The sequence below is a fragment of the Streptomyces sp. NPDC002092 genome (assembly GCF_053593775.1).
This window is the reverse complement of the sequence record NZ_JBSFDG010000005.1, coordinates 160,348-182,108: the sequence shown is the minus strand read 5'-3', so window position 1 is coordinate 182,108 and position 21,761 is coordinate 160,348. Positions and strand designations below refer to the sequence as shown.

Sequence of the window (21,761 nt, the reverse complement as noted above, 5' to 3'; positions counted from 1 at the left end):
CCGCACATTCCGACCCCCTGCGCCGTCACAGTCACAGACGTCGGCGTCAACACAACAAGGGGGCACGGAAGATGGAGCGGTACCGAACACCAAGCCCGGGCACGCCACACCGCCGTACCCGACGGCTGCGCGCAGCTCTTCTCGCCCTCACGGCGACGAGCGGTCTGCTGCTCACGGCCTGCAGCACGGGCGGCGGCTCCGACAGCAGCAACAAGGCCTCGGACGGCTCGCACGGGGGCTTTCCGGCCCCTGCCGCCCCGACCGCCGGCGGGCAGCAGGGCGAGGACAGGTTCGCCGGCCCGTCCCCGACCGCGGACGACCACCTCTCCACCTTCGCCCTGGACGTCGACACGGCCTCCTACGGCTACGCCCGCCGCACCCTCGCCGCGGGACAGCGCCCCGACCCCTCGACCATCCGCCCCGAGGAGTTCGTCAACAGCTTCCGCCAGGACTACCGACGCCCCGACGGCAACGGCTTCACGGTCACCGTCGACGGCGCCCGCACCGACGAGAAGAACTGGTCCCTGGTCCGCGTGGGTCTCGCCACCCGTCCGGCCGCTGACAGCGGCGAACGCCCGCCCGCAGCCCTCACCTTCGTCATCGACATCTCCGGCTCCATGTCCGAACCCGGCCGGCTCGACCTCGCGCAGAAGTCCCTCGACACGATGACGGACCGGCTGCGCGACGACGACTCGGTCGCCATCGTCACCTTCAGCGAGAAGGCCGAGCGGGTCCTGCCGATGACCCGCCTGGGCGGCCACCGCGGCGAGATCCACCACTCGATCGACGGCCTGGAGCCCACCTACTCCACCAACCTCGGCGCGGGCGTCGAGACCGGCTACGCCACCGCCGTCGAGGGCCGCCGCAAGAACGCCACCAACCGCGTCGTCCTCATCTCCGACGGCCTCGCCAACGACGGCGACACCGACCCGGACTCGATCCTGCACCGCATCTCCTCGGCCCGCCGCGAGTACGGCATCACCCTCTTCGGCGTCGGCGTCGGCAGCGACTACGGCGACGCCCTCATGGAACGCCTCGCGGACAAGGGCGACGGCCACACCGTGTACGTCTCGGGGGAGGGCGAGGCCCGCAAGGTCTTCTGCGACCAGCTCCCGCAGAACATCGACCTGACCGCCCGCGACGCCAAGGCCCAGGTCGTCTTCGACCCCGCCACGGTCGCCGAGTTCCGCCTCGTCGGCTACGACGACCGCCGGGTCGCCGACGACGACTTCCGCAACGACCGCGTCGACGGCGGCGAGGTCGGCCCCGGCCACACGGTCACCGCCCTGTACGCCGTCCGCACCAGGCCGGGCGCAAGCGGCCACCTCGCCACGGCGACCGTCCGCTGGCTCGACCCCGACACCCGCGACCCGCACGAGAAGTCCGGCGAACTGGAGACCGGCGCCCTGAACGACTCCATCCGGGACGCGAGCCCCCGTTTCCAGGTCACCGCCGTGGCCGCCTATTTCGCCGACGCCCTCCGCCAGGGCGACGAACACTGGCGTTCCCTCCCCGGCGACCCCGGCCTCAGCGAACTCCACGACCGCGCCGAGCAGTTGGCGAAGAGGACCGAGGACAAGGACGTACAGCAGCTCGCCGACGCGATAGAACAGGCCCACCGCGGCCAGGACTAGAGCATCAGTCCAACTGCCGGGGCCCATTGACCTTCTACGTAGGAAAGTTGGCCCCCCAGCCAAAGCTGACCGGGGGGCCTTCATGGGCGTACGCAAGGACGTCAACTACCCGTCGACGAAATCGACGAGCTTGCGCAACGGGCATCACTGGCTGTGGCGCTGGCGTTCGCGTCCAGCTCCGCGAACGGAGCAGGGCATCAAGCCCGACGAACTGCGGCCCGCCCTCAAGGAGTTCCGCCCGACCTTCCTGGTCGGCGTCCCGTACCTCTTCGAGAAGATCCACGACACGGGCCGGGCGACCGCCGAGAGGACCGGCCGCGGTGCCTCCTTCGACCGCGCGGACCGCGTCGGCGTCCGCTTCGGCCAGGCGTACCTGAACAAGTTCCTGGGGACGGGCAAGGGCCCGAGCCTCGCCCTCTACGCCGCCTGGGCCCTGTACGACCTGCTGGTCCACAGCCGGGTCCGCAAGCAGCTCGGCGGCCGTATGCGCTACGCCATCAGCGGCGGCTCCCCGCTCGACCGCAACCTCAACCTGTTCTTCTGCGCCGCCGGAATCATCGTCTACGAGGGGTACGGCCTGACGGAGACGAGCGCGGCCGCCACCATCGTCCCGCCCCTGGGACCCCGCCCGGGCACGGTCGGCGTCCCGGTCCCCGGCACCGCGGTGCGCATCGCCGACGACGGGGAGGTGCTCATCAAGGGCGGCGTCGTCTTCGGCGCCTACTGGAACAACCCGGCCGCCACCGACGCCGTACTGCGGGACGAGTGGTTCGCGACCGGTGATCTCGGCTTCCTCGACGAGGACGGCTACCTCACCATCACCGGCCGCAAGAAGGACATCCTCGTCACCTCCGGCGGCAAGAACGTCTCCCCGGCCGTCCTGGAGGACCGGCTGCGCAGCCGCCCGCCGATCGGCCAGTGCATCGTCGTCGGCGACAACCGTCCCTTCGTCGCCGCCCTGATCACCCTCGATCCCGGGCCCGTCGCCCACTGGCTGACGGTCCGCAAGCTGCCGGCAGACACGCCGATGTCGCAGGTCGTCCGGGATCCGCGGATGCGCGCCGACGTCCAGAAGGCCGTGGACCACGCCAACGAGGCCGTCTCCCGCGCCGAGTCGGTCCGTGCCTTCGCCCTGGTCGAGGGTGAGTTCACAGAGGGCAACGGATTGCTCACCCCGTCGTTGAAAAGCAAGCGGCACGCCGTGACGGCGGCGTACGCGGAGCAGATCGAGGCACTGTACGGCGGCTGACGGACCGACCAGGTCACTCATGCGGGTGATCCATGTCCGATCGCCCGACTCAAGTGGTGCAATTAAGTGATATATGACTCTGTGTCATTAATGTGCGGAATTCCGGCAAAGGAGGATGAATGACCCCTCATCGCCGCCGGTCCGCCCACAGGCGGCTGGCGATCATCACAGCAGGGGCGATCGTGTCGGCAGCTCTCGCCTGGGGCCCGGCCTCCCCGGCCGATGCCGCACGGCACCCTGCCTCCCAGCATGCCGTGATGCCCGGCGCACTGGTTCCCACCCCCGCGCCCGCGAACGACGCGCGCGCCTACTCGGTGGCGGACGTGCGGCGCGCCGCTTTCGGCGCCTTCCTCGACTCCGAGCCCGAAGGGCTGGTCCGCCTGAGGGAGTTCAGCGGCTGGCTGGGCGGCACCGAACTGCGCGTGGGACACACCTATCTGCCGGGCGACGTGTGGGAGAACATCGAGGGCGGCTACAACTTCCTCGACAGCTGGGCCAAGTGGCGCCTCGCCAAGCCCGACCGGCTGCTCGTTCTCAACGTCCCGCTGATGGAGCACAACGAGGCGCAGGTCTCCGACATCGCCGTCGCCCGGCTGCTGCGGCGCGCCGCGGCCGGCGAGTTCGACGAGCACTTCCGGCTGCTGGCGAAGCGCCTGGTCGACCTGGGCGCGACGGACACGGTCCTGGTGCTCGGCTGGGAGATGAACGGCGTCACGTACACCCACCGCTGCGGCCCCGACCCGGAGGACTGGATCCGCTACTGGCGGCGCATCGTCACCGTCATGCGCTCGATTCCCGGCCAGAAGTTCAGGTTCGACTTCGCCCCGAACCGGGGTGCGGATTCGATTCCGTGGCCGAAGTGCTATCCCGGCGACGACTTCGTCGACATCGTCGGCATGGACTCCTACGACCAGCCGCGGGGCATGTCGTTCGACGAGGAGGTGTCGGAGCCCTACGGCCTGCAGTTCCACGTGGACTTCGCGCGGCAGCACCACAAGCCGATCTCGTATCCGGAGTGGGGTCTGTACCGCAACGGCGACGATGTCACGTACATGCTGCGCATGCTCGCCTGGATGGACGAGCACAAGCCGCTGTACAACACGATCACCGACTACTGCCCGCACGGCGTGTGGCTGTGCACCGAGAATCCCCGGGCCGCCGCCACCTACCGTGCGGTGCTGGCCAGCTCCGTCCTGCCGGAGCCGACGCCGTTGCCCGTGGTGCCGGTCCCGCCCGCGCCCGTGGTCCCCGTGCCACCGGAGCCGGCACCGGTGCCGTTGCCGACGCCGGTGCCCACGCCCCCGGCACCGGCAGTTCCCGAGCCCCCGCCACCGGCGGCGCCGACCCCGCCGGTGCCCGCCGTGCCCACGCCGCCCCTGAGTCCGCAGGTCCCGCCCGCCCCCTCGCCCTGAGGCGGTGCTACCAGTGGTCCTTGGAGTCGGGGACCATGCGCCGGACCGACTTGGCCCCGTACCGGGCGGCGGCCGCGCAGAGGGTGGCCGCCAGCAGCGGCGCCGTGCGCCGCCCGGCCAGCAAAAAGCGCTGGTTGTAGACCGTCTCGGGGCACCAGCGGTACTTGTGCGGCTCGTCGCCGCGCATCAGGCTCAGCACCCGGCCCTCCTCGGCGGGGGCGACATGCTCGGTGGACGCGCGCAGCAGCATCGTCGCCACGTCCACCTTCCGGTCCCGCAGCCCCGGGTGGAAGCCGTACATGTAGTCGCCCAGCAGCCTCCCCGACAGCAGATGCAGATTGACCGCCACCACCGCGCCCTCGAGCAGGAACTCCGTCACCGCGGCCTGCCCGGAGCGGGCCATCGGGACCACCGACCGCACCAGGTGCTCCAGGAACTGCGGCCGGGTGTGCTCCGGTGTCACCTTCTTGCCCTGCCACTGCAGTCGGTGCAGCTCCAGCAGCCGTCGCAGGGCGGTCTCCGTCTCGTCGTGGCCGACGACCCGCCACTCGACGCCGAGCCGGCCGAGCTTGTTCACCTTGTTGCGCACCCGCTGGGCGCGCGTCGGCGGCAGCCGCTTGACCAGCTCGTTCATGGGTAGGGCGGGCAGTTCCAGGCACGTCGAGTCGCGCAGCCTGCGGCGCGGACCGCGCCAGCGGCCGTAGACCTGCTCCACCGCGCTGCCCGGCCGCACCTCCCGGAAGTCGATCAGCGCGGTGCGGGCCGCCTCGCTCAGGGCGTCGGCCAGGGCCCGGCTGCCGTGCTCGGCCTCCTTCTCGTCGAGCAGTACGTCGCAGAAGTCGGAGATGGCGCCGCCGATGGGCACCAGCTTCGGCAGTGGATGCCGTACCCGCATCAGCGGTGCGGCGGCCACCAGTTCACCGCCCCGGCGCACCAGGAACAGCCGCAGCCCGTCGGGTGTGCCGTACGAGAGCCACCAGGAGTGCAGCCAGGCGTGGCTCTGGAACGGTGTCGCCGACGGGCAGGCATCGTGCAGCCGTCCCCATTCCCCGGCCAGCGCGGCGAACGTGCGCTCGTCGGTGCACAGTTCCACCGAGAGCGTATGGCCGGACGCGGTCATCCGAGGGTCCCGCGGGCGTCCGCGGCATGGGTCGGGGCGGGCACCGTCGGCTGGCCGGGGCTGTCGTCGTCCGCCTTGCGCCGCGGCCGTGCCAGCAGGGCGAGTCCGCCCAGCAGACCGCCGGCGCAGGCACCCACCAGCGAGGTCAGCCTCCAGGACGCGGACGACGGCTCGGCGGGCCGCATCGCGCGGGCGAGCGGCTCCAGCCGGATACCGGTGCCTGCCTTGGTGTGGCCCGCCTGCGTGACCAGCGCTCCGGACACGGCGTTGGCGATGTCCGCGGCCTGGGCGGGGCTCGACGAGGTCGCCGAGACCGAGACCATCGGCGCGTCCGGCGAGGTCGCGACCTGCACGCTTTTGCGCAGCGTCGCGGCCGGTACGCCCGCCTCGACCTGCGCGTCCCCGAGCACCGCGAGCTGCGGGGCCACCCGGCCGTACGCCTGCGCGAAGCCGAGCGCGTCGGCGCAGTCGACATCGGACCGGCCGGCCGCGACGGCCACGACGGAGCTCGTCGCCGTGTACTGCGGCGGCTTCACCAGTCCGTACGTGCCGCCGGCCACGGCACCGAGCAGCGCGCCGGCCGGCAGCAGCCACCACGAGGGCAGCCGCCGCACACGGGCACGCTCACGGCGCGACAGGCGGGCACGCTGAACGGGGTTGTCGGTCATGGAGCACTCACTTCCAGGGTCGAGCCGGCCAGGGCGGCCGTGTAGACATCCATCAACTGCCGGGCGCTGCACGCGATGTCGTAGCGGTGCACGGCGTCCGGGACGCCTCGCTCACCCGGCCCCGCCGCCCGCAGCCGCAGCAACTCCCGTACGTACGCCCCGGTGCCGCCGGTGACGCGCCGGGCGCCGGGTGCCGCGTCCGGCGGCAGGTCCTCGACGGCGGGGCAGCTCGCGTACAGCACGGGCAGCCCCGCTGCCAGCGCCTCCACCACTGCCAGCCCGAACGCCTCCTGCGTCGACGGTGAGACGAGCACGTCCATCGCCGACAGCAGGTCGACCAGGCCGGGAGCGTCGTCACGGGGGCCCGGCACATACGGCCGCTCGCCCGTGAGCACCACCCGGTCCGCGACCCCGAGCGCCCGCGCGGTACGCCGCAGCACCGTCTCCTCGGGCCCGCCGCCCACCAGCAGCAGCCGTACGTCACCGGGCAGCCGGGACAGGGCGCGCAGCAGCAGGTCGAAGCGTTTGCCCGGGGCGAGGCGGCCCACCCCGCCGACGACATAGGCGTCCTCGGGCAGCCCGTAGTGCATCCGGGCCTCCTTGCGGGCCACCTCGTCGAAGCGGAACCGGGGTGCGTCGATGCCGTTCGGGATGACGTGGATGCGTGCGCCGGGCACGCCCCAGTGGCGCAGCCGCTCGGCCACCGTCGGCGAGACGGCGACCGTGGCGCGGCCCAGGCGCTCGCCGGCCAGGTACAGCCCGCGGACGCCCGCGGTCAGCGGCCGGCCCTCCAGCGCGGTGTCGCCGATCGAGTGCTCGGTGGCGACGACCGCCCGGACCCCCGCGAGCCGCGCGGCGATCCGGCCGTAGAGACAGGCCCGGTACAGATGGGTGTGGACGAGGTCGTAGCCGCCGCCGCCGATCAGCCGGGTCAGCCGGGGGAGCGCGCCGAGGTCGCGGTTGCCGCCCATGCCGAGGTGGATGACGCGGACGCCGTCGGCGGCCAGGCCGGCGGCGACCGGGCCGGGGTTGGTCAGGGTCACCACGTCGCACTGCACGGGAAGGTGCCGCAGCAGCAGCCGCAGCTGCTGTTCCGCTCCGCCGACGCCGAGGCCGGTGATGACATGCAGGGCCCTCACACGGCCTCCACGGAGCGGCCGAAGAACCGGGCCAGGCGTCGCTTCAGCTCCAGCCGTACGACGGTGTCGATCTCCCCGACATGGATGCGGGGCAGCGCGAAGTCGCCGCAGCCGTCCGGGCCGGGGGTGATCGCGCAGGCGTAGCGGTAGCCGGCCAGGCGCACGGCGGCGGCGACGCGCTCGTCGAGATACCCGTACGGGTAGCAGAAGCCCTCCACGTCGGTGCCGGTGATCCCGGCGAGCAGATGGCGGCTGTCGCTGACCTCGGAGTGCAGCACCTCGGCGGTGACCTTGGTCAGGTCGAGGTGGGTCAGACCGTGCGAGGCGACCTCCATGCCCGCGGCCACGGCACGGCGGATGCCGTCCACGTCGAGCAGCGGCTTGCGGGGTCCGAGCGGCTCCCAGGCGTTCTCGCCGCCGAGCCGGCCGGGCAACACGAAAACGGTCGCCGTGAATCCCCAGCGGCGCAGCACGGGCAGCGCGTCGCCGGTGAAGTCGGCGTATCCGTCGTCGAAGGTGAGCCCCACCAGGCCGCGCTCGGTGCCGCGGGCGCGCGCCGCGAGCAGTTCGCGCATGCTCACCCCGCGCAGGCCGCGGCTCGACATCCAGGCGAACTGGCGGTCGAGGCGGGCGGGGGTGACGGTGACGTTGTACGGGTCGTCCGGGCAGTCCGAGACGGAGTGGTACATGGCCACCCAGACGGCGGGACCCCGCTTGGACCGTCTTCTCGCGGACGATCTGGGATCCGGTTCGGCCTTGCGCGGTGCAGCGGAGACGTCAGCGACCATGACCCAGCTTTCGTGTGACGGAATGACGGAGTGACTGCGCGAGGGGAAGCAGAAGAGACCGGGCGTCCGCCGCGTCGAGGGCCCAGGCCAGCAGCAGGAAGACGACGGTCACGCAGATGCAGCAGGCGGCGACGGCCGCCGCGGGTGAGGTGAACAGCCCGGCGACCACCAGTCCGGCCCCGGTGGCGCACGCGGCCGCGCACACCGGCCGGACCAGTTCGGCGACGACCCGGCGCACCCGCACCGGCACATTGCGCGGTCCCAGGCCGTGCAGCATGAGCAGCGCGGTGAGGGTGATGCCGGTCGCGTTGGCCGCGGCGATGCCGCAGGCCCCCCAGGGCCGTACGGCCCAGGCGCCGATGAGGACGGTGGCGAGCGCGCCCACGCCCATCGCGCCCAGCGGGAACCAGGTGGTGCGGCCGGCCGCGAAGTACGACCGGACGAGCGCCCCGACCAGTGTCTGCCCGAGCAGCCCGGCCGCGTACACCCGCATCACGGCGGCGGTCGCGGCGGTGTCCTGCGCGGTGAACGCCCCGCGCTGGAAGAGGAGTTGGACGATCTGCGGCGCGCAGGCCACGACCACCGCGGCGCCGAGCAGGACGAGACACGCCATCAGCAGCACGTCCCGCTCGACCCGGTCCCGGGCCCGCCGCGTGTCGCCCTCGGCGATGGCCTGCGCCACCACCGGGAAGGTGACGATGCACACCATCATGGACAGCGACATCGGCAACTGGGCCACTTTCTGGGCGTAGTTGAGGTGCGAGATGGCGCCGGCGGGCAGCGTGGACGCGAAGTGCCGCTCGATGAGGACCTGCGACTGCCGGCACAGCGCGAACAGCAGCACCGCACAGACCAGGCCCGGCGCGAGCGGCCGCCCGCCGTCGTCCGCGTACCCGCAGTCGCCCAGGCCGGACCGCCCGGCGAGCCGCCGCACCAGCGACGGAGTCTGCACGGCGACCATCAGACACCCGCCGAGCGCGACCCCGAGGGCGGCGGACCGCACGCCCCAGTGCACCCCCAGGACGAACATCGTGGAGATGATCGCGACGTTGTACGCGATGTAGATCGCACCGGGAGCGAGATACGAACGGTGGGCGCGCAGCGCGGCGCTGCAGTACCCGGCGAGCCCGAAGCTCAGCACACAGGTCGCGGTCAGCCGCGTGCACGCGATCGCGAGCGACGGGTCGGGCAGACCGGGCGCGAGGGCGTCCACCAGCAGTGGCGCCCCGGCCACGAGCGCGGCGGCCGTGGCGGCGAAGGCAAGGCACAGCCGCGGCAGAGAGGCGGCGACCAGGGCGCGCACCGGATCGGGAGTGCTGTTCCCGAGCGCCCGCCGGGCCAGCGCCACACTGAACGCGGGCACCAGCACGAACGCCATGCCCTCCTCGATCAGCAGGGTCGCCGCCAGTTCGGGCACCGTCCAGGCCACCAGGAACGCGTCGGTCTCCGCACCGGCACCGAAGAGATGCGCGAGCGCCTGGTCCCGTGCCAGGCCGAGGACCGCCCCGGCCATGGACAGCGCGGCGGACAGCAGCGTCGCCCGGGCCAGGAAGCGGGCCGAGGGGGTGTCGGCCGGCCGGGTGGCAGTGACGCCTGGGCGGTCGTCCCCATGGTGCGAGCCGTCTGCCGAGTGAGCGCTGTCTGTCGGGGGCGGGCCGGCTGTCGTGTGTGTGCCGTTCGCCGGGCGTGCGCTGTCCGTCGGGTGCGTGCCGTCGGCCGGGAGCGCGCCGTCCGTGCCGGTCGCGTCGGAAGCGCCCGCGGTGCGCGCGGGTCCGGGGTTCACTGCGGGCCCGATTCGTCGGCGGGGCCCGCCGGGTCCGCCGAAGTCCTCGACCCCGCGGCGGAGCCGCAGATCGGCTCAGCGGCAGCGCCCTGAAGGGGCGCGGGGCTGTGTTCATTTGCGGCTCTGCCGCGGGGCGCGACCAGCCACGGTGTTTCCGTAGACGGCCGACGACATTTCGCCCCGCGGCGGGGCCGCACATCCGCACAGCCCGCGGAGCGAACCCCCAGCGACCACCAGGTGGCGACCCCGAAGCAGACCGCCGTCAGGGTGGTGGAGGGGCCGCCGATGTCTGCGTACAGGAAGTCCACCAGCTGCCACAGCAGCAGCCCGCAGGCCGCGAGCGCGCAGTCCCGGGCCGCTCCCGCCCGGCGCAGCCGGCGCAGCGCGCCCACCAGCAGGGCGAGCCAGCCGCCCGCGACCGTGAGCAGACCCAGCAGGCCCTGCTCGCTCAGGAGCAGCATGTACATGTTGTGCGGGGAGAGGAGGGGCTGACGCCGGAAGGCCTGGCCCGCGCCCTCCGTGTCGCTGCCCGAGGACAGCGCGAGCGAGGCGTGCGAGTCGCGGTAGGCGGGAAAGGCCTTCAGGCCCACACCCGTCAGCGGGTGCTCGCGCCACATGTCGACGGAGGCCGCCCACATGGTGTACCGGTCGACGACCGACTGGTCCGGTGCGCCGGCGACCTGGCCGATGCTGTCCAGCCGCTCCTGCAGCACCGAGCCGCCCACCCCGAACCCGCCCACCAGCACCACCGCCGCCGCGGCCGCGGCCGCGAACGCCGCCAGCGCCCGCCGCACCCCGGACAGCAGCAACTGCGCCCCGCAGGTGACGGCCGTGGCGATCCAGGCACCGCGGCTGAAGGACAGCGCGAGCGGCACGAGCAGCGCCAGCGCACATCCCGCCGCCACCACCCGCTGCCGTCGCGGACCCGTCCCGAGCGCGAGACCGGTCAGCGCCACCACTCCGGACGCGACGACGGCCGCCATCCCCATCACGTCGGACGGCCCGAAGGTCCCCACCGCCCGGATGTCGGCACCCTGGTAGGAGGCCCCGGTCCCGGTGAGGTACTGGTGCACCCCGACCGCCCCCTGCCACAGCGCGAGAGCGGCCAGCGCCCACAGCACCAGGCGGGCGTCGCGCCGGTCGCGCACCAGCAGCACCATCGCGAGCGGCACCAGCACGAACACCTGGAGGTAGCGGCCCAGTCCGGTGACCGCGTCGCCGGCCGTCACCGCCCCGGTCGCGGACACCGCGATGCCCACCACGGGCAGCCCGAGCACGACCGCAGCCGTCCGCGTCAGCGGGCGCCGCGCCCGCCGTACGGTGCACACGGCGGCCCACAGCACGACCAGCCCGCAGGCCGCGTCGGCGGGCGTGGCGCCGCTGCCCGCCTCGGCCGGCAGCCCCAGCAGGGCGATCACCGCCAGGACGGGCAGCACGGAAGCGGCCCGGCGCAGCGCCGCAAGGGGCAGCACGAGCGGTACGGAGGCCGCCGAGGTAGTGCTCACCCGCGCTCAGCTCCCCGTCGGCCGTACGAACAGGGCCGCCGTACGCGCCAGGATGCAGATGTCCTGCCACAGCGACCAGTTGTCGATGTAGGCGTTGTCGAAGCGGCACCGGTCCTCGATGGAGGTGTCGCCGCGCAGCCCGTGGATCTGGGCGAGCCCGGTGATCCCGGTCGGCATCCGGTGACGCTCCCGGTAACCGGGGTAGGTCTGGCTGAACTTGGCGACGAAGTAAGGCCGTTCGGGCCGCGGTCCGACCAGGCTCATGTCTCCGCGGCACACGTTCCACAGCTGCGGCAGCTCGTCCAGCGAGGTGCGGCGCAGGAACTGACAGAAGCGGCTCATCTCCTGCTCGTTCGCCACGCTCCAGCGGGTCGCCGCCTCGTGCGCGCTGGCGGGCCGGTGGGTGCGGAACTTCAGCAGGGTGAACGGCCGTCCGTCCTTGCCGATGCGCTCCTGCCGGAACAGCACTCCGGGCCCGTCCATGACCCGCAGCACCGCCGCGCACACCAGCAGCACCGGGCAGGCGAGCAGCAGCAGCGAGCCCGACAGCACCGCGTCCAGCACCCGCTTGCCCACGCCGACCCGCCGCCGTCCGCGCCCCGGGCACAGCAACCTGCGCGGGAAGCCCGCCAGATGACCGCCCGCTTCGCGGCGTCCGCCGAGGCCGTACGAGGGCGCGTCGGCGTCCAGCTCCCACACCACGCAGCCGTACGCGGCGAGATCCCGCAGCAGAGCGGTCTTCTCCACCCGGGTGGCGGCTCCCACGACGAGCACCGTCTCCACCCCGTTCTGGATGACCGCCCGACGCGCCGCCTGATCCGTGGTCAGCAGCGGCAGCTCGTGCCCTTCACCGGGCCGGGCGAGGACGTCGAGGCCGCCGCCGACCACGCCCACCGGCCGCACCCCGCAGCCCGGCTGGCGCAGCAACGCGGCCGCCACCTTCCGGGCCACCGCGACCGGACCGACCACCAGCGCGGGATCGGGCAGGCGCCGCCGCGCCCGGCGCCCGTGCACCGCCGCGCGGCCCGCACAGGCCGCCGCACACTGCACGGCGAACGCCCAGGCCAGTACGGCCGGCGGGAGCGGCCGCAGCGGCGAGAGCGCCCCGACAGCCCCCCAGCCGACGGCGATCCGTCCGCAGACGGCGGGGAGTTCGTCGAGCACACCGCGCACCTGGGAGCTGTCGTACAGGCGCGCCCTCCGGTTCAGCCCGATCACCCCCAGCACCAGCAGGGCGACGACCAGCGGATACCTCGGGGCCCCGGGCACGACCAGGGCCCCCAGCACGGCGGCGCCGCCGTCGACGAGCGGCAGGGTCCCCCTGAAGGCCCGCCGCGGCCGGTTCTCTCTGCGTCCGGCGGGCAGTCGACGTCCGGCTGCGGGGTCGCGCGGGGCGAGAACGGAGACGGCGTGCTCGGCCGCCCGCGGCTGCTGCCCCGTACGAGGGGGAACGGTACTTTCCGCAGTCATCTGGTGATGCACTTCCTGCTCTAGTTGGGTACGGCGACCGGCGCGACAACGACGCCGAGCAGTTCGCCGAGCAATTCGCGGTACACGTCGGTCACGGCGTCCGCCGTCTGCCGCAGGTCGTGGGCGGCGAGCACATGCCGGCGGCCCTGCGCGCCCAGCGCCGCGCGCAGCGGCTCGTCCCGCAGCAACGCGGTCAGCGTCCGCGCCAGCGCACCGGGGTCCTCGGGCGGCACCAGGCAGTACGGCAGCTGCTCGGGCGGCAGGCTCTCGCGCGCCCCGTCCACATCCGTGACCACGACCGGCCGGGCGCACGCCATCGCCTCCAGCGGGGCGAGCGCCATGCCCTCCCAGCGGGACGGCAGGACGACGACGTCGGCGGCCCGGTACCAGGGGGCCGCGTCGGGCGCGGCACCGGCGAACACCACCGAAGCGGGCGCACCGGAGCGCAGCCGGTCCGCGTCCGGGCCCGCGCCGACCAGCGCCAACCGGGCCCCGGCCACCTGCCGTTCCACCTCGGGCCACGCCTGCAGAAGCACGTCCTGCCCCTTCTGGCGGCACAGCCGGCCCACGCATACGACGAGCGGCCCCGGCCCAAACCGGGAGACATCCCCGTCCGGCCGGAACCTGAGCGTGTCGACACCGTTGGGGACCACCCGCCAGGGGGCGCTGATCCCGCACCGCTCCCCGGTCCGCCGCTCCGCCTCGCTGACGCACACGATGCGCGTCGCCCACCGGGCCCCCGACCGCTCCCAGCCCAGCGCCAGCCGCGCGACGATGCCCTCGGCGGCCTCGAACGACCAGGCGTGCGGCTGGAAGACGGTCGGGAGACTGCCGCGTACGGCCAGCCGGGCCGCGAGTCCCGCCTTCGCGCTGTGCGCATGCACCAGGTGCGGCCGCACCTCGCGCAGGATCCGCGCCAACCGCCGTACCTCACCCGGGAGTCGGTGCCCCGGCGAGCGGGTCGCGTCCCAGCGCAGCACCGTGCAGCCCGGCGCGCGCAGGGCGCCCGTCAGCGTGCCACCCTCCGGACAGGCCACGGTCACCCGCAGCCCGGCGGCGAGCTGAGCCGCCACCAGGTCCGCCACGACCCGCGCTACGCCGCCCTCGACGGGCTGCGTGACATGCAGGATGTGCGGCACGCGTGGGGAAAAACGCATGGGAGAGGATGCCCTTCCGAACAAAAGAGTCCGAGCCGGGGCCAGGACGTGCGGCTCGTGCTTCTTGATATAAAAACCCGCACCCGTTCGAGAGCGTGAGGTTCGTTGTTCAACCGGCATCGCTGAAATCACGAGGTGAGCCACTCTAGCCGCTCACCCGTATTTATCTGCGGACCGGTCATCTGTGTCGGAATGGTGGCGTTTCAATGAGCTATTTGTCGCCCCGGATCACCCGTTTGGAGCCACGGCGACGGCAACAGGGTTTCCCGGAAGCCGCACTCTCGTTAGGCCGCTCGAAGACGACTTACGAAAGAAAGGCACACGATGAAGACTCTGAAGGCTGCCGCCGTCGTAGCCGGTTCCCTCGCCCTCGCCGGGGTGGCCGTGCCCGCCGGCGCGGCGGACATGCCGGCCGGGGGACTCGTGGACAGCGGGAAGACGGTCGCGAGTGGTGTCCCCACGGCAGCCAAGGTGTCGACGGGTTTCGTGGGCGACAACGTCGGTCAGGTGGCGCAGAGTGTGAAGGAAAGCGTGAAGGGCAGCATGAAGGAGGCGGGCATGAAGGGTCCCGTCGTCGGCGGCACCCTGCCGAACCCCACCCTTCCCGCGACCGCCGCCGACGGCAAGCTGCTGGGCGGGCTTCCGGTCGGCAAGTAGCCGGGGATCCACGATTCGGGTCGGCTCCGCATTCCTCGGAGTCGGCCCTTCGGCATATGCGTCCGCACTTCGCGCGCTGGGCCGAACGATTGATTCGGAGTGACCGCAGGCTACGGGACGCGTTGTTCTCATTGGAATGACCCGCTGGAGCGCCTTTCCTCCTTGTTGGCGCGCTCTTCGTCGGCCACCTCCTGATCGCGGGGCCTGTCTGCAGCAGATGCAGACAGGCCCCGCGGGCGTGTGTGGCACCCGGAAAACAAGCTGAAAAAAAGAGGAGCGGGAAAGTCGGGCAGGAAGAGAGGGGTAGGGAAAGGGGAGCAGGGAAACAAGAATGGGGGAACAGGGAACGGAAAAGCCGATGGCGGCCCACCGGAGTTCCGGTGGGCCGCCATCGCGTGAGGTTCGGCTCAGAAGAACAGGCCGCCCGTGTACGGGGCGTTCTGCGACTGGTCGACGGCCGCCGTGTTGCACGCGGCGTAGTGCGAGTTCGGGGCCACCACGCCGCCGAGGACGGCACCGTTGGACCACGGAGCGATGCAGCGGCCGTCGATCAGCGAGCCGTTGATGACGGCGACACCCTGCTGAGGGGCGTTCACGACGATCGGGGACTCCGAAAAGCCGTTGCCGCCGGTGACGGTGGTGTTGGAGTCGTTGGCCGAGGCGGCGCCACCGGCCGCGAGCACGAGGCCCGCGGCGAGGGCGGTGATGACCGTAACCTTGTTACGCATGGGATGCGCCTTTCGGTGGGGCGGTTGGGATTTCCGTGCTCCGAGTTGCTCGGAGTAGGTCAGAAGAACAGGCCGCCCGCGTACGGGGCGTTCTGCGACTGGTCGATCTTCGCCGTGTTGCATGCGGCGTAGTGCGAGTTCGGGGCCGCGACGCCGCCGAGCACGGCACCGTTGGACCACGGCGCGACGCAACGGAGGTCGGCGACCGAGCCGTTGACGACGGCAACCCCCTGCTGGGGCTGGTTCACGACGACCGGGGAGGACGAGAAGCCGCCGCCCCCCGAGACGTCGGTGCAGTCCTCGGCCGCGGCGGTGCCGGCCGCCGCGAGGACGAGGCCCGCGGCGAGGGCGGAAATGGCCGAAACCTTGTTACGCATGGGATGCGCCTTTCCGGGCTGTTTTGGGTGGTGCACCTGCTCCGAGTTGCTCGGAGCGGGTCAGAAGAACAGGCCGCCCGAGTACGGGGCGTTCTGCGACTGGTCGACGGCCGCCGTGTTGCACGCGGCGTAGTGCGAATTCGGGGCCACGATGCCGCCGAGTACGGATCCGTTGGACCACGGGGCGATGCAACGACCGTCAACGAGCGTCCCGTTGACAACCAGAACACCCTGCTGAGGGGCGTTCACGACGACCGGCGACTCCGCAAAGCCGCTGCCGCCCTTGACGGTGGTGTTGCTGTCGTTGGCCGATGCGAGACCGACGCTGCTGACCATAGCGCCGAGGGTGAGGGCAGTGATGACCGCGAACTTCCTGGGCAACTTAGTTCCTTCCTCAATTCACGGTTGCGCACGCTTGCATACCAGGAAACCTTGATATGCGCGTATAAGTCACGGGACTGGCGCCTAAACAAGGTTTATTCCGTCGGATGGCGCAATGCCGCAGGTTCCCGGGGGTCGGACCGGATTGGATCCCGAATCCGTGTGGCGTAAATGAACGACAATCCGAAGAGGGAACGGGAGTAGACATGTGTCCGGCCCACCGGAAGGGAGGGGGCCGGTGGGCCGGACAAATGCTTCGTATGAGGGCTTTCGCCGGTACGGCCGGCTCCTACGGTTTCCGTCTTGTCACTTGCTGAGCAGGCTCCCCAGACCCGTGGAGGTCGGGGCCTGCAGCGGGTGGACCTGAACGACGCCGTTTCCGGCCGGGTTCTTGACGGGAATCGTGGGCTTCTTGGCGGCGTTCGGGTCCATGCCGTCCAGGTAGACGCCCGAGACGCCCGGAGTCTTCTGCTTGTCGAAGGCGCTACCGTTGGCGAGTTTGCCGTTGCGGGCCAGGCGCGAGACGACATCGGCCGCCGGCACGACCGCCGGAGTCACCTTGGTCGGGGACATGAGACCGAGCAGGCCGCCCGACGCGGCGGGTGCGGCCGGCGGGGTGGCGGCCGACGCCGCGACGGCGGACCCACCCACGAGGCCCGCGCCGATGGCCAACGCCGCAGTGGTGAAAATTGCCTTCTTCATGATTCACCTCGGTTGAAAGTTACCTCTGATCCGACGGCTGGAGAACATAGCAGTCCATGCCCTCCGTAAAAGCGATGCGTTACTCCATACGCATGAAAGTCAGAGGAGTGAACAATGCTTTGCTTACGGTGTCGTCAAAGGGATTCACATGGTCGGTGAATCAATTGATCGTATGGTGGGTGCGGTTTCGACCGGATGGGTAGTGTGAAAGAGCAATTCCAGCGGTGCAGCCGCCGCTTCGGCCGGGGCGGCCGCTTCGCGGCCCTACCCTCACCGCCATGACCGCCGACAGCGCCCAGCCCATGCCGACCGCGTCCCCTGCCATCGCCACCGGCAAGTCGCTCACCTGGTCGGAGGAGTTCGACGCCCCCATCGCCTGGGGGACCAAATGGGTCGGCGACAGAACCAGCGCCTACCGCTACGGCAACCACAATCCGGACGACAACAAGCTGGACTGGCTCAGCCCCGGCTGCGTGACCGTCTCCGAAGGCGTGGCCACCTTCACCGCCTCCCCGGCCGGCCACGCCCTCGAGAACGGCCTGCAGGCCTGGCACACCGGCCTGCTCACCACCGAGTACTCCGCCGAGGGGTTCCAGGTGCGCACCGGTGACTACGCCGAGACCCGGGTCAAACTGCCCTCCGGGACCGGCGCCTGGCCGGCGCTGTGGACCTGGAAGGACGGCGGCAACGAGATCGACACCTTCGAGTACCACCCCGACAACCCGCACCTGCTGGAGCTGTCCAACCACGTCAACCACGGCTGCGCCTATCACACGGATGCCGACGCGATCGCCCCGGACGAGTGGGTGACCATCGGCAGCTGTTACGGAGAGCGATCCGTCGACTGGTACGTCAACGGCGAGCGGGTCTTCCGCGACCGCACCGGAGTGGGCGCCGACTGGTCGGCGTATCTGATCCTCAATCTGTCGCTGAGCGCCGGCCGGTACCACCCGGCCCCCTCCGGTCCGGGCCCCCTCACCTTCGCCGTCGCCCACCTTCGCGTCTACCGCTGAGTGTTCTCGAAAGGAGCCCCCATGCGTGCACTGCCCGCACGGCGTATCGCGTCCGTCGCTCTGAGCGCCGCCCTCCTGGTCGGCATCGCCGCCCCGGCCGCCGTCGCGGCCGGCTCCGCACGGGAACGCGCCCGCACGTCGTCCCTGGGACCCGTCCCCGGGGCGGACGAACTGATCCCGCAGATCAAGAAGCTCGGCGACGTCGGCGGTGTGCTCACCCCGGTCGCCAGACTGCTCAACGCCGTACTGAAGGCCGACGGCGGCCAGCTCTCCGTCGTCGAGGCGCAGAAGCTCGGCGACGCCGTCAAGGACGCCATCGCCAAGGCCACCCCGCTGAGGACCAAGGCGGTCAAGGGGGACGCGCTGGCCGCTCTGAAGAAGGCGGTCGACGCCCTGATCGTGGCCGCCACCTCCGGCGACGCCGAAAAGGTCCCCCCGGCCGTCAGCGGCATGGTGAGCGCCCTGGGCAAGGTCCTCGCCGCGGCGGCAACGGTCGGGTGAACCTCGCCCGGCCCGTCGGTCATTCGGGTGAGAAGGCAGCGGGCCGTTCGGTGGCCCGTCGATAAGGTCGCGCGATGACCTCAACCCCGACCGAGACGCGCCCCTTCCGCATGACCGACCTCGGCACCCTCGTCGTGCTGCCCTGGAGCGGTGCCGCCGCCGACGGAGGCGACCTGCCGTATCTGCTGGCCTACTCCCTCGGGGACGCCGAGGGAGGTCCGCAGGCGACGTCCGCCGCGGTCGAGGGGCTGCTGGCGGGCAACGGGCTGCGGGTCGGCGGGCGCCTCGTCGACGGCACCACCGAAAACCGGATCGCCGTCAGCCTGTTCCTCGAGGCCGGGCAGGCCTTCGTCACCATGCCGGAGCTGGGCGCGCGGTGCGCCGCTCCGCCGCAGTGGCTCGCGGCGGTCGCCGCACGCGGTTACGCCTATCTCGTGTTCACCACCCGCCCCTGGCCCGAGGGCAGGCCGGGCCGGCCGATCGAGCCCGCGGCGCTGGCCGCCTTCGCCGGCGCCGAGCAGACCCTGAGGGCCGCCGCGCATGTGCTGCTGCCGGCCCTCACCCCGCGCTGAGCGCTTCGTCGGCCTGCCGATCCTGACCCGTTTGTGGGATTTATGGACGAGCTGACGTACCGGCTCCGCCGAGCTTCCGCGTGGGCGCAGCATCGTATGAACGTACTGGTGTTGACCCTACGAGGGAGCGAGCCATGGTCGTCAGTGCCGGTGGAGTACCGAGGGGCGCCGAGCCGCCGGGATGGCGGGCGATAAGGCGCCGGGTGCTCGCCTGCCTCGCCGCGCTCGCCCTCACCCCCGTCCTCGCCACCTCGCGCGCCCCGCGGTCCGCAGAAGCCGCCGGGGAGGCAGCCGAGTCGGCCTTCGACGAGATCTACCGTGGCCGTCGCATCCGGGGTGCCCTGCTCCCCGCCCCGGGGTGCGGCGCCGACGGCCGTGCGTGGCAGGTCACCGTGGACGGCCGCCCGCTGCATCTGATGCGCCGCTCCGACGGCAGCTGGCTGAGCATGGTCAACCACTACTGCTCGTACCGGACCCTGCTGGAGGCCACCCGGGCGGCCGTCGACGAGCTCGGCCCCGGGCAGCGGCTGCGCGACCTGGCGCCGGGCCTGCTCGACGGAAGCCACCTGCACATGGGGGAACGCCATGGCGTACGTGCGTAAAGACGTGAGCACGCTGACGCGCGACGAGCGGCGGCGGCTCGTCAACGCGCTGCTCCAGATCAAATGGCGGGGGGAGTACGACGAGTTCGTGCGGGTGCACATCGCGTACTACCAGGCCGACGGCGAGACCGGCCTGCGTCCCGCCCACATGGGGCCCTCCTTCCTGCCCTGGCACCGCCGCTTCCTGCTGGACCTCGAGCGGGCGCTGCAACGGGTCGACCCGTCGGTGACGGTGCCGTACTGGGACTGGACGCGGGACCGTTCGACGACCTCCGTGCCCTGGAGCGACGACCTCCTCGGCGGCAACGGGCGCAGCTCCGACCACCAGGTGGTCAGTGGGCCCTTCGCCTACGCGCAGGGCTACTGGCGCATCCGGGAGGGCATCATCGACGTCGAGTTCCTCACCCGGGACCTGGGCCGGGCCGACGACCCCATCGAACTGCCGACCGAGGAGGAGCTCCAGGAGGCGCTCGCCGACCCGGTCTACGACACCTCGCCCTGGGACTCCACCTGCGACGAGGGGTTCCGCAACAAGCTGGAGGGCTGGGGGACCGGACAGGACGGCGTCGCCTGGCGCAATCACAACCGCGTCCACCGCTGGGTCGGCGGTGCCATGCTCGGTGGTGCCTCCGTCAACGACCCCGTGTTCTGGCTGCACCACGCCTTCGTCGACCTGCAGTGGACCCGCTGGCAGCGACTGCACAGGAACGGCGCCCCGCGCTATCTGCCGGCCCAGCAGCCAGGCCCCCGCAGCGGGCAGCGCGGGCGCATCGTCGCCCGGCACGAGCCGATGCCGCCGTGGGGGGTGACACCGGACGAGATGGAGGACGTGAGCCGGATCTACCGCTACGCCTGACCGATCCCTCGTTTCAGCCCAGCCGGCGTACCGGTGCCCCGTCCAGGAAGGCCCGGATGTCCTCCACCGCCTCCCGGTAGTACGTCTCGTAGTTCGCCCGCGACACATAGCCGAGGTGCGGTGTGGCGAGCAGACGGGGAGCCGTGCGCATCGGGTGGTCGGCGGGGAGGGGCTCGATGTCGAAGACGTCGACGCCCGCGCCGGCGATCCGGCCCTCGTACAGGGCGGCGAGCAGGGCGTCCTGGTCGACGATCGCGGCGCGGGAGGTGTTGATCAGATAGGCGGTGGGCTTGAGGAGGGCGAGTTCGGCGGGGCCGAGCAGGCCGCGGGTGCGCTCGCTCAGGGCCAGGTGGACGGAGACGTAGTCGCTGCCGGCCAGCAACTCCTCCTTGGAGGCGGCGAGTTCTACGCCCACCTCGTCGGCGTACTCCTTGGTGAGGTTCTGGCTCCAGGCGCTGACGTGCATGCCGAAGGCGGTGCCGACCCGGGCGACCCGGCTGCCGATCTTGCCGAGGCCGAGCAGTCCCAGGCGGCGGCCGTGCAGGTCGGCGCCCACCGTCTGCTGCCAGGGGCCGCCGGAACGCAGGGAGTTGTTCTCCTCCACGATGGAGCGGGCGAGGCCGAGCAGCAACGCCCAGGTCAGTTCGACGGGCGGGGTCGAGGTGCTCGCCGTGCCGCACACGGTGACGCCGTGCGCCTCGGCGGCGGCGTGGTCGATGACGCTGTTGCGCATGCCGGAGGCGACGAGCAGCTTCAGCCGGGGCAGGCGGGCGAGCAGTGAGGCTGGGAAGGGAACGCGCTCGCGCAGGGTGACGACGATGTCGAAGTCATGCAGGGCGGAGGCGAGTGCGTCCTCGGTGTCGAAGTGTTCGGCGAAGCTGACGGCATCCACCCGGTCGGCCACGGGTGACCAGTCGGCGAGCTCCGTCGCCACCTGCTGGAAGTCGTCGAGCACAGCGCAGCGCAGCCGCACGGCGGGTCCCTTTCGTCGGCGGGGTCGGGTGGCAGGGCGTGATCAGCAATGGTCGCGCATGAGCGGATCGGTCAGCCACTCGATCACGCGTTGATCGAGTACGCGTAGATCAAGTAAGCCTTTAAAGATTGCGCAAGCCGAGAACCATTACACTCGCCACTCCATGCCGCAGGCGTCCATCCATCGGGGAGATACATGCGGTTCGTGTGTGTACGGGCGATGCTCGTGACCGGTGTGCCGGCCGTTGCCGCGGCCGTGTTCCTGTTCCTCGGGTTCGGAGCGGGTGCGTTCGCCGGGCGGCCCTACGTCGGACAGGGGCTGATCACGGCGGGCCTGGTCGCCGGGGCGGTGGCCGCCGGGACGGCCGTCGGCGACGTCGCCTGGCTCCTGATGGCGGCGCGCGGCCGACCCGAGCCGGACGACGCGGCGGCAGGTGCCGCCGAGACGGAGGTCCGGGCACAGCCGGACACCTAG

22 protein-coding genes and 1 pseudogene are annotated in these 21,761 nt (G+C 71.8%); 10 read left to right on the top strand and 13 right to left on the bottom strand.

The features are described from left to right. Positions 1–71 precede the first annotated feature (71 nt). The 3 genes and pseudogenes from ACWCRD_RS13415 (at position 72) to ACWCRD_RS13405 (ending at position 4,295) form a co-directional block, all read left to right on the top strand. Positions 72–1,634 (top strand): YfbK domain-containing protein, encoded by a 1,563-nt coding sequence (locus tag ACWCRD_RS13415; protein WP_450965994.1) that lies wholly within the window; start codon positions 72–74, stop codon positions 1,632–1,634. A 196-nt stretch (positions 1,635–1,830) separates the two neighbouring features. Then, positions 1,831–2,883, top strand: a pseudogene (locus tag ACWCRD_RS13410) (AMP-dependent synthetase/ligase); the annotation flags it as partial. A gap of 119 nt (positions 2,884–3,002) precedes the next feature. Further along, positions 3,003–4,295 carry a glycoside hydrolase family 26 protein gene (locus ACWCRD_RS13405; protein WP_450965993.1) on the top strand — a complete coding sequence of 431 codons (1,293 nt, stop codon included), beginning with the start codon at positions 3,003–3,005 and terminating at the stop codon, positions 4,293–4,295. Positions 4,296–4,302: 7 nt separating this feature from the next. Here ACWCRD_RS13405 and ACWCRD_RS13400 read toward each other — a convergent pair whose 3' ends face one another. The 8 genes from ACWCRD_RS13400 to ACWCRD_RS13365 are packed head-to-tail and all read right to left on the bottom strand — an operon-like array spanning position 4,303 to position 13,925. Beyond that, positions 4,303–5,415, bottom strand: coding sequence for a GNAT family N-acetyltransferase (locus ACWCRD_RS13400; RefSeq protein WP_450965992.1), 1,113 nt, complete (start codon positions 5,413–5,415; stop codon positions 4,303–4,305). Then, entirely contained in the window at positions 5,412–6,083 is a 672-nt protein-coding gene (locus tag ACWCRD_RS13395; protein WP_450965991.1) for a lipopolysaccharide biosynthesis protein, read from the bottom strand. The genes ACWCRD_RS13400 and ACWCRD_RS13395 overlap by 4 nt, the downstream gene beginning before the upstream one ends. Next, complete coding sequence (locus ACWCRD_RS13390; RefSeq protein WP_450965990.1) at positions 6,080–7,222, bottom strand: glycosyltransferase; 1,143 nt, start codon at positions 7,220–7,222, stop codon at positions 6,080–6,082. The genes ACWCRD_RS13395 and ACWCRD_RS13390 overlap by 4 nt, the downstream gene beginning before the upstream one ends. Next, positions 7,219–8,010, bottom strand: coding sequence for a polysaccharide deacetylase family protein (locus tag ACWCRD_RS13385; RefSeq protein ID WP_450965989.1), 792 nt, complete (start codon positions 8,008–8,010; stop codon positions 7,219–7,221). The genes ACWCRD_RS13390 and ACWCRD_RS13385 overlap by 4 nt, the downstream gene beginning before the upstream one ends. Further along, positions 8,000–9,793, bottom strand: coding sequence for a lipid II flippase MurJ (locus ACWCRD_RS13380; protein WP_450965988.1), 1,794 nt, complete (start codon positions 9,791–9,793; stop codon positions 8,000–8,002). Before ACWCRD_RS13380 ends, ACWCRD_RS13385 begins: the two co-directional genes overlap by 11 nt. Then, positions 9,790–11,298, bottom strand: coding sequence for an O-antigen ligase family protein (locus ACWCRD_RS13375; protein WP_450965987.1), 1,509 nt, complete (start codon positions 11,296–11,298; stop codon positions 9,790–9,792). The genes ACWCRD_RS13380 and ACWCRD_RS13375 overlap by 4 nt, the downstream gene beginning before the upstream one ends. A gap of 6 nt (positions 11,299–11,304) precedes the next feature. After that, the gene (locus ACWCRD_RS13370) at positions 11,305–12,768 is read right to left on the bottom strand and encodes an exopolysaccharide biosynthesis polyprenyl glycosylphosphotransferase (RefSeq protein WP_450965986.1); all 1,464 of its coding nucleotides are present in this window, start codon (positions 12,766–12,768) and stop codon (positions 11,305–11,307) included. 20 nt (positions 12,769–12,788) lie between these two features. Then, positions 12,789–13,925, bottom strand: coding sequence for a glycosyltransferase (locus tag ACWCRD_RS13365; protein WP_450965985.1), 1,137 nt, complete (start codon positions 13,923–13,925; stop codon positions 12,789–12,791). A 324-nt stretch (positions 13,926–14,249) separates the two neighbouring features. Between ACWCRD_RS13365 and ACWCRD_RS13360 the strand changes: the two genes are divergently transcribed. After that, a complete protein-coding gene (locus tag ACWCRD_RS13360) occupies positions 14,250–14,582 on the top strand; it encodes a hypothetical protein (RefSeq protein ID WP_450965984.1) in 333 nt (110 codons plus the stop codon). A gap of 407 nt (positions 14,583–14,989) precedes the next feature. On the opposite strand, the gene ACWCRD_RS13355 is transcribed toward ACWCRD_RS13360, so the two are convergent. The 4 genes from ACWCRD_RS13355 to ACWCRD_RS13340 all read right to left on the bottom strand — a co-directional run bounded on the left by ACWCRD_RS13355 (position 14,990) and on the right by ACWCRD_RS13340 (position 16,770). Next, on the bottom strand, positions 14,990–15,310 hold the full coding sequence (locus ACWCRD_RS13355; protein ID WP_450965983.1) for a hypothetical protein: 321 nt from the start codon (positions 15,308–15,310) through the stop codon (positions 14,990–14,992). A 59-nt stretch (positions 15,311–15,369) separates the two neighbouring features. Further along, complete coding sequence (locus ACWCRD_RS13350) at positions 15,370–15,687, bottom strand: hypothetical protein (RefSeq protein ID WP_450965982.1); 318 nt, start codon at positions 15,685–15,687, stop codon at positions 15,370–15,372. Between the two features lie 60 nt (positions 15,688–15,747). Beyond that, positions 15,748–16,068: a hypothetical protein gene (locus ACWCRD_RS13345; protein ID WP_450965981.1), complete on the bottom strand. Its 321-nt coding sequence runs from the start codon at positions 16,066–16,068 to the stop codon at positions 15,748–15,750. Between the two features lie 306 nt (positions 16,069–16,374). Further along, complete coding sequence (locus ACWCRD_RS13340; RefSeq protein ID WP_450965980.1) at positions 16,375–16,770, bottom strand: hypothetical protein; 396 nt, start codon at positions 16,768–16,770, stop codon at positions 16,375–16,377. A 278-nt stretch (positions 16,771–17,048) separates the two neighbouring features. Here ACWCRD_RS13340 and ACWCRD_RS13335 point away from each other — a divergent pair, with 278 nt between their 5' ends. The 5 genes from ACWCRD_RS13335 to ACWCRD_RS13315 all read left to right on the top strand — a co-directional run bounded on the left by ACWCRD_RS13335 (position 17,049) and on the right by ACWCRD_RS13315 (position 20,314). Then, the gene (locus ACWCRD_RS13335; RefSeq protein ID WP_450965979.1) at positions 17,049–17,783 is read left to right on the top strand and encodes a glycoside hydrolase family 16 protein; all 735 of its coding nucleotides are present in this window, start codon (positions 17,049–17,051) and stop codon (positions 17,781–17,783) included. Positions 17,784–17,804: 21 nt separating this feature from the next. Continuing rightward, positions 17,805–18,284 carry a hypothetical protein gene (locus ACWCRD_RS13330; RefSeq protein WP_450965978.1) on the top strand — a complete coding sequence of 160 codons (480 nt, stop codon included), beginning with the start codon at positions 17,805–17,807 and terminating at the stop codon, positions 18,282–18,284. Positions 18,285–18,358: 74 nt separating this feature from the next. After that, positions 18,359–18,856 carry a DUF5949 family protein gene (locus ACWCRD_RS13325; RefSeq protein ID WP_450965977.1) on the top strand — a complete coding sequence of 166 codons (498 nt, stop codon included), beginning with the start codon at positions 18,359–18,361 and terminating at the stop codon, positions 18,854–18,856. Positions 18,857–18,990: 134 nt separating this feature from the next. Beyond that, a complete protein-coding gene (locus tag ACWCRD_RS13320) occupies positions 18,991–19,458 on the top strand; it encodes a tyrosinase family oxidase copper chaperone (RefSeq protein ID WP_450965976.1) in 468 nt (155 codons plus the stop codon). Then, complete coding sequence (locus tag ACWCRD_RS13315) at positions 19,442–20,314, top strand: tyrosinase family protein (RefSeq protein WP_450965975.1); 873 nt, start codon at positions 19,442–19,444, stop codon at positions 20,312–20,314. The genes ACWCRD_RS13320 and ACWCRD_RS13315 overlap by 17 nt, the downstream gene beginning before the upstream one ends. A gap of 13 nt (positions 20,315–20,327) precedes the next feature. On the opposite strand, the gene ACWCRD_RS13310 is transcribed toward ACWCRD_RS13315, so the two are convergent. After that, the gene (locus ACWCRD_RS13310) at positions 20,328–21,287 is read right to left on the bottom strand and encodes a D-2-hydroxyacid dehydrogenase family protein (protein ID WP_450965974.1); all 960 of its coding nucleotides are present in this window, start codon (positions 21,285–21,287) and stop codon (positions 20,328–20,330) included. A 195-nt stretch (positions 21,288–21,482) separates the two neighbouring features. Here ACWCRD_RS13310 and ACWCRD_RS13305 point away from each other — a divergent pair, with 195 nt between their 5' ends. Next, positions 21,483–21,761: a hypothetical protein gene (locus ACWCRD_RS13305; protein ID WP_450965973.1), complete on the top strand. Its 279-nt coding sequence runs from the start codon at positions 21,483–21,485 to the stop codon at positions 21,759–21,761.

Bases quoted from the DNA above. Each gene is read 5' to 3' on its own strand.
- ACWCRD_RS13415 (WP_450965994.1), top strand. From the start codon at position 72: ATGGAGCGGTACCGAACACCAAGCCCGGGCACGCCACACCGCCGTACC.
- ACWCRD_RS13405 (WP_450965993.1), top strand. From the start codon at position 3,003: ATGACCCCTCATCGCCGCCGGTCCGCCCACAGGCGGCTGGCGATCATC.
- ACWCRD_RS13400 (WP_450965992.1), bottom strand. From the start codon at position 5,415: ATGACCGCGTCCGGCCATACGCTCTCGGTGGAACTGTGCACCGACGAG.
- ACWCRD_RS13395 (WP_450965991.1), bottom strand. From the start codon at position 6,083: ATGACCGACAACCCCGTTCAGCGTGCCCGCCTGTCGCGCCGTGAGCGT.
- ACWCRD_RS13385 (WP_450965989.1), bottom strand. From the start codon at position 8,010: ATGGTCGCTGACGTCTCCGCTGCACCGCGCAAGGCCGAACCGGATCCC.
- ACWCRD_RS13370 (WP_450965986.1), bottom strand. From the start codon at position 12,768: ATGACTGCGGAAAGTACCGTTCCCCCTCGTACGGGGCAGCAGCCGCGG.
- ACWCRD_RS13365 (WP_450965985.1), bottom strand. From the start codon at position 13,925: ATGCGTTTTTCCCCACGCGTGCCGCACATCCTGCATGTCACGCAGCCC.
- ACWCRD_RS13360 (WP_450965984.1), top strand. From the start codon at position 14,250: ATGAAGACTCTGAAGGCTGCCGCCGTCGTAGCCGGTTCCCTCGCCCTC.
- ACWCRD_RS13355 (WP_450965983.1), bottom strand. From the start codon at position 15,310: ATGCGTAACAAGGTTACGGTCATCACCGCCCTCGCCGCGGGCCTCGTG.
- ACWCRD_RS13350 (WP_450965982.1), bottom strand. From the start codon at position 15,687: ATGCGTAACAAGGTTTCGGCCATTTCCGCCCTCGCCGCGGGCCTCGTC.
- ACWCRD_RS13340 (WP_450965980.1), bottom strand. From the start codon at position 16,770: ATGAAGAAGGCAATTTTCACCACTGCGGCGTTGGCCATCGGCGCGGGC.
- ACWCRD_RS13335 (WP_450965979.1), top strand. From the start codon at position 17,049: ATGACCGCCGACAGCGCCCAGCCCATGCCGACCGCGTCCCCTGCCATC.
- ACWCRD_RS13330 (WP_450965978.1), top strand. From the start codon at position 17,805: ATGCGTGCACTGCCCGCACGGCGTATCGCGTCCGTCGCTCTGAGCGCC.
- ACWCRD_RS13325 (WP_450965977.1), top strand. From the start codon at position 18,359: ATGACCTCAACCCCGACCGAGACGCGCCCCTTCCGCATGACCGACCTC.
- ACWCRD_RS13320 (WP_450965976.1), top strand. From the start codon at position 18,991: ATGGTCGTCAGTGCCGGTGGAGTACCGAGGGGCGCCGAGCCGCCGGGA.
- ACWCRD_RS13315 (WP_450965975.1), top strand. From the start codon at position 19,442: ATGGCGTACGTGCGTAAAGACGTGAGCACGCTGACGCGCGACGAGCGG.
- ACWCRD_RS13305 (WP_450965973.1), top strand. From the start codon at position 21,483: ATGCGGTTCGTGTGTGTACGGGCGATGCTCGTGACCGGTGTGCCGGCC.